Consider the following 8,836-nt stretch of genomic DNA (forward strand, 5'->3'; position numbering starts at 1 on the left):
GATAGAAACGTTTTTTAACTAAGTTAACAGAAAATTTTCTCTTAGTTTTGTTCATAGCGTGAGAAACATTATTTCCTACCATCGCTTTTTTACCTGTAAGGTCACAAACTCTTGACATTATTCTTTTCTTTTATCGTTATTCAATTCGAGGGTGCAAACTTAAGGAAAATATATTGTAGTAACAAAAAAATTAGTGCAGATTTTTTAAAATTTCTTTCTGCAATATTTCCAGTGCTTTGTTTGCTGATCTATCTATCACTTTTTCACGAGGTTGCCCAAAATCAAATTCAGTAATTATAATTTCATTTGGCGTAGCCAAAGCAATAAATACTTTGCCAACTTCTGCATCTGCTTCGCCTTTACCCGGACCAGCGTTACCTGTTGTAGCAATGGCATAATCCGTTTGCATCAGTTTTTGAATTCCAGCAGCCATTTCTTTTGCAACAGCAACACTTACAACAGAATTTTCATCTATGGTAGTTTGTGAAACACCTAAAATAGAAACTTTTGTGTCTGTAGCATAACTCAAGACACTTCCACGAAAATAATGGGAAGCACCAGCAACCGATGTTAACATTTGAGCAATTTTTCCGCCTGTACAACTTTCTGCTGTAGAAATGGTTTTTCCTTGCTGCTCAAGCAATCTTCCAACCACAACTTCAATAGTGTCGTCTTGGTCAAAACCAACTATAATGTCTCCAATAATTTTGGATAAACTTGTGACGTTTTCTTCAATAGCTTTTTCTAAAATATCTTTGTTTTTACCTCTGGCCGTTAAACGCAAACGAACTTTTCCAGGACTTGGTAAATATGCTAACTTTATAAACTCAGGAAGATTATTTTCCCAATTTTCTATTCGCTCAGCCACCATACTTTCTCCTTGTCCATAAGTCAAAATGGTTTTGTGAATAATGTAGGGTCTTTTGAATTCAGATACTATTTTTGGAATTAACTCTTCGTTTACAATTCCTTTCATTTCATAGGGAACGCCAGGCATCGACACAAAAATAGTTTTCTCCTTTTGCATCCACATACCAGCGGCAGTTCCATAATTATTTCTCAGGACCTGAGCTTTTGAAGGCAATAAGGCTTGATCTTTATTGACTTGTGTCGGTATGAAATTAAGCTTGGTAAATAATGCTACGATATGATCTTCAACTTCCTGATTTCTAACAAACGTATCTTCGAAGTAATCACAAAAGGTTTTCTTGGTTATGTCATCTTTTGTTGGTCCTAATCCACCTGTTATGATAACAAAATCAACTTTATTCTGAAGTGATGAAAATGTATTTAAAATTTGTTGTTTATCATCTGAAATGGAAAGTATTTCAGTTGTTTGAACTCCAATTTTATCCAATGCTTTCGCGATATAACCAGAGTTGGTATCCACAATTTGCCCGATTAAGATTTCATCCCCTATAGTTACTATGGTTGCTTTCATTGTTTTTTTGAGATTTTCGGTAATGGATTTTAGAATTTCTTATACAATATTTATCATTCCCGATATTTGGAAGTATTATTATTATAATTGGTATTCATTAAAAGGTTTACTTTAAAAGTGTAAATCTTAAAAAAGATTAAAATAAAAGAAACGATTGTAATCACAACTTATAACTACTTAGATTTCAAATTCTTACTTTATAATTCATAATCTTTTTTGATTTCTTTTACAGCTTTTTCTATCTGATTTTGAATACTTTCGAAAGTATAAACAATCTCTTTTCGTTTTCCTTCTCTTTTAGTCCAAGCTTCCACTTGGAGGATTTCTTCAAACGCAACAGACATTCCTAATAAATCTAAACTAGGTTTTATTTTGTGTGCATAGCCATAAGCTAATTTGTAGTCTTTTGTTTTGATACCTATATCTATTTGTTTCAAATCCTGAGGAACTTCTGTAACAAAAAGCGTAATGATTTGAGTGACAAATTCAGGATCATTATCTGAAAGCGCATATACTTTTGCTAGGTTGTAGTTTATTGCCATTATTTAATATGTAATCTTAGAACTTTTTTATTTTCTATAAACCCTTCGAGGATGTCATTAGGCGATACACTAGCAACTCCTTCAGGTGTTCCTGTAAAAATTATGTCTCCTTTTTTTAGTGTAAAATACTTAGAAACGTAAGAGATAATTTCGTTAATTTTCCACAACATGTTGCTTGTATTTCCTTTTTGGACTGTGTGACCGTTATTGGTTAATTCAAAAGTAATATTTTCCATCGAAATAAAATTGTTTTTAGGAATAAAGTCACCAATAATAGCTGAACCATCAAAAGCTTTTGCTTTTTCCCAAGGCAAGCCTTTTTCTTTTAACTTATTTTGAACGTCTCTTGCCGTCATATCGATACCTAATCCTATTTCGTCATAGTACTTGTTTGCAAATTTAGTGTCTATATATTTTCCTACTTTATTTATTTTAACTAGAATTTCTATTTCATGATGAATATCATTACTAAATTCTGGAATTACAAAAGGTGTTTTCTTAGGTAAAATAGCGGTGTCGGGTTTCAAAAAAATAACAGGTTCATCTGGACGTTCGTTTTCCAATTCCTCAATGTGATTAACATAATTTCTACCGATGCAGATTATTTTCATAACTTTTGGTTGGAAGTTGGGAGATGGAAGTAAAATCTTCTTGCTTCTGACTTCCCGCTTCTAGTTTTTTGTGTTTAACTTTCTCAACTTAATTCCTGTCAAAACTTTTTTGGTATATAAAGGAAATTCTGCATTTTGTATCCAACCAAAATAGCCTGGTTCTTTATCAAGAACTTCATCTACTAAAGCTCCTTTATGTTTTCCAAAAGTGAAAATCTCTTGACCTTCGGTATTCAAAGCAATAAATCCTGCAAAATCAACAGATTTTTTACGTGTTGTGTATTCAGAAAGTGCTTTCATATCGTTTTCTAAATCCTCATACCTGTCTAATTGTGCTTTAAGAATCTCATAGGTTGCCATCGTATCTGCTTCGGCGCTGTGGGCGTTTTCTAAACTTTCATTACAGTAAAATTTATACGCAGCACTTAGTGTTCTTTCTTCTTTTTTATGAAAAATAGTTTGTACATCAACTGACACTCTATTTTTCATATCAAAATCTACATCGGCACGAAGCAATTCTTCTGCCAAAAGCGGAATGTCAAATCTATCGGAATTAAATCCCGCTAAATCCGAATCCTTAATCATAGTATATATTTGTCCTGAAAGTGCTGCAAAAGTTGGTTCGTTTGCCACTTTTTCATTCGTAATTCCATGAACAGCGGTTGTTTGTGGCGGAATAGGAATTGTTGGATTGACTAACCAAGTTTTGCTTTCTTTATTGCCGTTAGGATAGATTTTAAAGATTGAGATTTCTACTATTCTATCTTTAGCAACATCAATTCCTGTTGTTTCTAAATCAAAGAAGCAAATGGGTCTGTTGAGTTTTAATTCCATTATAAAAATTTAAGTCAACAAATATAAAATATTGGAGTTAGGGATTGAAGAATATTTTGATTAATTAGCAAAAATCAATTATTATTAAGAGTTATATGTGTCTAATACTCTCTATGGGAATCAAATTCTTCAAGGTAATCAGCAACACGTTTCACAAAACTACCGCCAAGTGCTCCATCAACAACTCGGTGGTCATAACTATGTGATAAGAACATTTTTTGACGAATTCCTATAAAGTCACCTTCAGGAGTTTCGATAACTGCTGGCACTTTTCTAATTGCTCCAAGGGCTAGTATTCCAACTTGTGGCTGATTGATAATTGGTGTTCCGAATACAGACCCAAAAGTTCCAACATTCGTTACCGTATAAGTTCCTCCTTGCGTATCGTCAGGTTTTAGTTTTCCAGCTTTTGCTCGGTTTCCTAAATCGTTTACTGCTTTTGCCATTCCTACAAGGTTTAATTGATCAGCATTTTTAATAACCGGTACAATTAAGTTTCCGTTGGGTAAAGCTGCAGCCATTCCAATATTTATGTTTTTTCTTTTGATAATGAATTCACCATCAACAGAAATATTCATTCCAGGGAAGTCTTTCAACGCTTTTGCCACAGCTTCCATGAAGATTGGTGTAAATGTTAGTTTTTCTCCTTCTCTCTTTTCAAATGCTACTTTTACTCGTTCTCTCCATTTTACAATATTAGTAACATCCACTTCAATAAATGATTGCACGTGTGCTGATGTTTGAAGAGAAGCAACCATATAACCTGAAATCAGTTTACGCATACGATCCATTTCTACAATCTCGTCACCGCCATTTACGGAAACTGGAACAGCTATAGGAGTTGATGGTTGTTGTACAGGTACTTTTATACTTTCGACTTTCAACTCTCGACTTTCGACAAATTTTAAAACATCTTCTTTTGTAACACGTCCATCTTTTCCTGAGCCGGAAATGGTTTCCAATTCAGTTAAAGAAATTCCTTCTGCCGTGGCAATATTTTTAACTAACGGGGAATAGAATTTATCTGATGATTTGAAATCGTCTGGAGTAACTGAAATTTGAGCCGTTTCAATTGTTTTAATAACCTCTGATATTTCAACTGGCATAGGTACTGTTTCCGCAACTGGAGTTGGAACAACACTTTGCTTTGCCAGTTCGCTTAAGCTTGTGTTACCTTCGGTTTCAATAATGGCGATGGTTTGTCCCACTTTTACAACATCATTTACCTGAAATAAAATTTCGGATAAAACACCCGAAACTTCACTTGGCACTTCACTATCTACTTTATCTGTAGCGATTTCTAGAACGGCTTCATCCATTGAAATACTATCACCAACTTTTTTAAGCCAATTAGTAATAGTTGCTTCTGCAACGCTCTCGCCCATTTTAGGTAATGTCAATTCAAACTTTGCCATATCTGTAAACTAAAGTTGTGTTTTGTTGTTTGGTTTGCAAAAATACTAATTATTTTGAGGTTATATAACGAATTATTCAACTTTTGATAAATTTAATACAATACCTATATCGTTTGCGTGGTTACTTCCAATTATAAAGTTAGAAGAAGGTAAAAAATTCTTGAATATTATGTTTTTAGCCCTATTTTTTTGCATAAAATCAATTATTTCATGATAAGAAAATGAACTAGTATCAAAAATAATTTCATAATTAATGGAATGTTTATTATGGAATGTTTCTAATTTTGAACGATTGAGAATAGTAGAACTATAGTCAAGAACATTATTTACTTTGGTAAAAAAAATAGTTTCATCTACATGGAATTTTCTATTCAACTGTTGATTTTTTTTTACTATACTAAAAATAAAACTTCCAAAACACATCATCAAATCAAATACAATAGATTTATTAAAATGCTTTTTATAAAAAAATTGCATAGCCTCTCTAAATCGTTTAATATAAGTTTTATCTCGGACTGTGCTTTCTCCTTTGTAATGGATGATAGTTGTTTCATGAAAGTAGTAATTTGACTTTTCTTTTTTCAATGCCATATAGCTCAAATCTATATCATCCGAATACATAAAACAATTTTCATCAAAACCTCCTATTTCATTATACAAATCGCGTTTCATAATCATAAATGCGCCTACCAAAATACCTACTTTTCCGGTTTGGTTTTCAGTTAAATGTTGGGCATAATATTTATTGAAACATGATGATTTTGAAAACAATTTATGAAATCCAAAAATTTTTGTAAAAGCCACCCAAGGAGTTGGTATACCGCGTTTACTTTCAGGCAGAAAGTTTCCAGTTCCGTCAATTAGTTTGCAACCTACGATTCCTAAATCATCCTTACTTTTGGCGAAAGCCAGCATTTTTTCAAAAGTATCTTCAGCAATCACTGTATCAGGGTTTAGGATACAAATGTATTCGCCTTTTGCTGCCGCAACTGCAATATTATTTCCTTTCGGGAAACCTAAGTTTTCTGAGTTTTTAATAAGCTTGATGTTAGGAAAAAGCTGTTGCATCATAATACAACTATCATCGAGAGAATTGTTATCGATAACAATAATCTCGGCATCCAAGTTTTGAATGGCTTTTTGGACACTCAAAACACATTGCTCCAAAAAGTGGCGCACATTATAATTAAGGATGATAACCGTTAGTTGCATTTGACAAATATAATTTGAAAATTTGGAAATTTGAAGATTTGAAAAATGATGACTTAATTTAAATGTAATTTGGTGATTTTGATTGCTATTAAAATAGCTTATTTTTTAAAGAATAGTTAATCATACAGTTATACCAGTTTACAAAGAAGAATTAAAAAATCAAGGGTTTAGCTCTTATAGATGCCAAGTGTTCCCAAACTTGATTGCTTTTAAATATAATGAAAGAGTAAAATGTAGTTGAAGTAAAATATTAAGCAGCATTTAAAGTAGCTTTCTATAACTATCTGGTTCAAGAACTTAACTTCAAGATAGACAGTAAGTAAAAGATTTGTTTATGTTATTTCTAAACTCTATTGGTTATGTTCCTGATTATAAAATTCATATACTATACTAATGGCATCAAAATTCATAAACTGTTTAAAAAACAAAAAATATAAAGATGCTGCATTCTACTTGCAATTAGAAGAAATCAAAATATGGATTGACGATTTAATAGAAAACATACTAACCAATTTTGCTTTACCTATTTACGATTACTTTCTAATTTGTGTTAGAGAAGTTTATGAAATACTTGATTATTTGAAAGTAAGCATGAGAATATTGACTTTGAGATAACTTATTTATGATATGATATTTTGTACTTATTTTAATATCATTTTGATTAATAGTAACGCTTTTTAAATAATTTACATCAAATTTATTTAGTTTTTTAATTGATTTTATAGCATTTACAATGTTAACCTTTTAACCATTTTACTTTTTTTAAATAGACTTTCGAACATATTTTTAATTAGAAAGTTCAATATTATCTAATATTTTAGTTTACACGCCTAATTCAAATATTTTAGACCAATCATTTTTGAAATTAGAATGAGCCTTTCCTTAGACGTTAAACATCATCAGGAAAAGGATCAATCCAAGATTGCATACAATGCTATTAATTGAATTTTTCATATTATTAAATTTTTATTGATTATTTTTATTGATTATTTTTATTGATTATTTTTATTATAGATGAATTGATTCTAATAAAGCGTCTGAATTGTTAAAAAAATGGGAAATATAATCCTTCTACAAATCCATCACCATTCAAATCAGTAGCTTGTTTTCCTTCTAAAAAGGCTTCACTTGTGTTTTGTAAAAAAGGATAATCTTCTCCTTCAGTAAAGCCATCTTTATTATGGTCTTTTGAATAGAAACCGTAAACTCCTGTTGCTAAAATTTTCATATTATTTTCCAAGCCTTAGACACGGAATTTGTAAAATCGTAAGTTGTGGGTTATCCTTCAATAGAATAATTTATCAACACGAAAACGTTTGCGTTAATGGTGTTATTTTTTTTTAACATAATTTTGAGAATTATTATTAATTTAGTTTTGTTAAATCAATTTTGTTGATTTGGCAAAATAATTTTTTAACTTTTAAGAAAAATCTTTTATATGATGAAAAAAAATACTAATTCTAAATTTTTATCTTTTATAGATGGGAATTTCAAAGGAGTTCTTAAGTATGGTTTGCTTCTGATTCTTTTAACATTTTGTGTTAGTGGTTTCGCACAAGGACAGTTTGGGGGTAAAGTTGCTGTTTTACAGGGAACAACAGGTACTACAACATGGTACAATACAACTTCACAAAGTTGTGATGGTGCAGGGACAGGCAATTTAAGTACAGGTAATACTTCCTCATATACAGCTTATCTGGGAGATAAGTTATATATGGGAGCCAATACGCTAACTTATGGTTTTCCCTCGAGTGGCGATGGTTCTTTTTTACAATGGCGTTATTATGTTGTTGGAGGAACTGCTCCTGCATTTGGCACAGCATTAACATTACCTTTTAGTAGTTCAGGAGTTTGTTCAAGTGGGTCTAATAAAAAATACGAATATGTGCCTAATACAGGTGCTAACTCCGTTCATTGTACTGCTGCAGGAAGTTATAGATTAGATGTGAATTTAGTAGCTTATCAAAATGGGAATAATTATACGGTATATACCAGTGGAAATTATATTCCAGTTACAGTGAATGCTCTTGGAAATCCTACTTTATGTACGGCTAGTATTTCGGGAACAACCGCATCATTGGGATGGACTAAATTCGCTGGAGGAAGTACGGCCTACAATGTAATGATTGTTAGGTATCCAAAAGATGCAACGCCCACTGCTCCAACTAACGGAACTGCTTATGCTCTTAATAGTGCTATAGGTTCAGGAACAGTTGTATATGCAACAGGTGCTGGATCTTCAACAACGAATACAGTAACTGCATCGACAAATTATGATTATTATTTTTATTCTGAAAACTGGTCTTATTACAGTTCAGGACAAAAAGTTACCGCTTTAGCTCCAGCTCCTACAATTACTTTGGGAGCAAATCCTTCTGTATGTAAAGGGATTTCAACAGCTAATTTATCTTATACAGCGACTACAAATAGTCCAAATCAATACAGCATTGTTTATGATTCAACTGCTATTAGTGCAGGTTTTGCTAATGTGACAAATGCAACATTAGCTACTTCGCCTATTGTTTTATCTGTTCCAAGTGGTGCAACTCCGGGAACTTATAATGGGGTTTTGACAGTTCGAAATAGTACTTCGGGTGCAGTAAGTAGTAACAATGCATTTACAGTAACTATTATACCATTGCCAAATACTGGAACCTTGAGTGGGTTACAGTCTTTCTGTTTGAATGGCACTAGTGTATTAACTACAAATGGAACTACTGGAGGAACATGGTCTTCTTCAAATTCAGCTATAGCTTCTGTAAATTCATCAGGAGTAGTTAC

At 32.1% G+C, this 8,836-nt stretch carries 10 protein-coding genes; 2 read left to right on the forward strand and 8 right to left on the reverse strand.

All coding sequences use genetic code 11. The features are described 5' to 3' along the window. From rpmB to ACOYLT_RS08830, 7 genes are all read right to left on the reverse strand, one after another. A partial coding sequence (gene rpmB, locus ACOYLT_RS08800; protein WP_422853496.1) for a 50S ribosomal protein L28 occupies nucleotides 1-118 on the reverse strand: 118 nt, incomplete at its 3' end. Nucleotides 119-190: 72 nt separating this feature from the next. Further along, nucleotides 191-1,441, reverse strand: coding sequence for a CinA family nicotinamide mononucleotide deamidase-related protein (locus tag ACOYLT_RS08805; protein ID WP_422853487.1), 1,251 nt, complete (start codon nucleotides 1,439-1,441; stop codon nucleotides 191-193). Nucleotides 1,442-1,638: 197 nt separating this feature from the next. Continuing rightward, nucleotides 1,639-1,983: an Hpt domain-containing protein gene (locus ACOYLT_RS08810; protein WP_422853488.1), complete on the reverse strand. Its 345-nt coding sequence runs from the start codon at nucleotides 1,981-1,983 to the stop codon at nucleotides 1,639-1,641. Beyond that, entirely contained in the window at nucleotides 1,983-2,594 is a 612-nt protein-coding gene (locus ACOYLT_RS08815) for a fumarylacetoacetate hydrolase family protein (RefSeq protein WP_422853489.1), read from the reverse strand. Before ACOYLT_RS08815 ends, ACOYLT_RS08810 begins: the two co-directional genes overlap by 1 nt. Nucleotides 2,595-2,654: 60 nt before the next feature. Continuing rightward, nucleotides 2,655-3,428, reverse strand: coding sequence for an exonuclease domain-containing protein (locus tag ACOYLT_RS08820; protein ID WP_422853490.1), 774 nt, complete (start codon nucleotides 3,426-3,428; stop codon nucleotides 2,655-2,657). Nucleotides 3,429-3,529: 101 nt separating this feature from the next. Beyond that, nucleotides 3,530-4,843: a dihydrolipoamide acetyltransferase family protein gene (locus ACOYLT_RS08825; RefSeq protein WP_422853491.1), complete on the reverse strand. Its 1,314-nt coding sequence runs from the start codon at nucleotides 4,841-4,843 to the stop codon at nucleotides 3,530-3,532. 72 nt (nucleotides 4,844-4,915) lie between these two features. Beyond that, entirely contained in the window at nucleotides 4,916-6,055 is a 1,140-nt protein-coding gene (locus ACOYLT_RS08830) for a glycosyltransferase family 2 protein (RefSeq protein ID WP_422853492.1), read from the reverse strand. A gap of 393 nt (nucleotides 6,056-6,448) precedes the next feature. On the opposite strand from ACOYLT_RS08830, the gene ACOYLT_RS08835 reads away from it, so the two are divergent. Next, nucleotides 6,449-6,670, forward strand: a complete 222-nt coding sequence (locus tag ACOYLT_RS08835) for a hypothetical protein (protein WP_422853493.1) — start codon at nucleotides 6,449-6,451, stop codon at nucleotides 6,668-6,670. 430 nt (nucleotides 6,671-7,100) lie between these two features. Here the strand turns inward: ACOYLT_RS08835 and ACOYLT_RS08840 are convergent, their stop codons facing one another. Next, nucleotides 7,101-7,283, reverse strand: a complete 183-nt coding sequence (locus ACOYLT_RS08840) for a hypothetical protein (protein ID WP_422853494.1) — start codon at nucleotides 7,281-7,283, stop codon at nucleotides 7,101-7,103. Between the two features lie 210 nt (nucleotides 7,284-7,493). On the opposite strand from ACOYLT_RS08840, the gene ACOYLT_RS08845 reads away from it, so the two are divergent. Next, on the forward strand, nucleotides 7,494-8,836 hold a 1,343-nt coding region (locus ACOYLT_RS08845; protein WP_422853495.1), incomplete at its 3' end, for a hypothetical protein.

Origin of the sequence: Flavobacterium sp., from assembly GCF_049318185.1 — a bacterium.
Taxonomy (GTDB): domain Bacteria; phylum Bacteroidota; class Bacteroidia; order Flavobacteriales; family Flavobacteriaceae; genus Flavobacterium.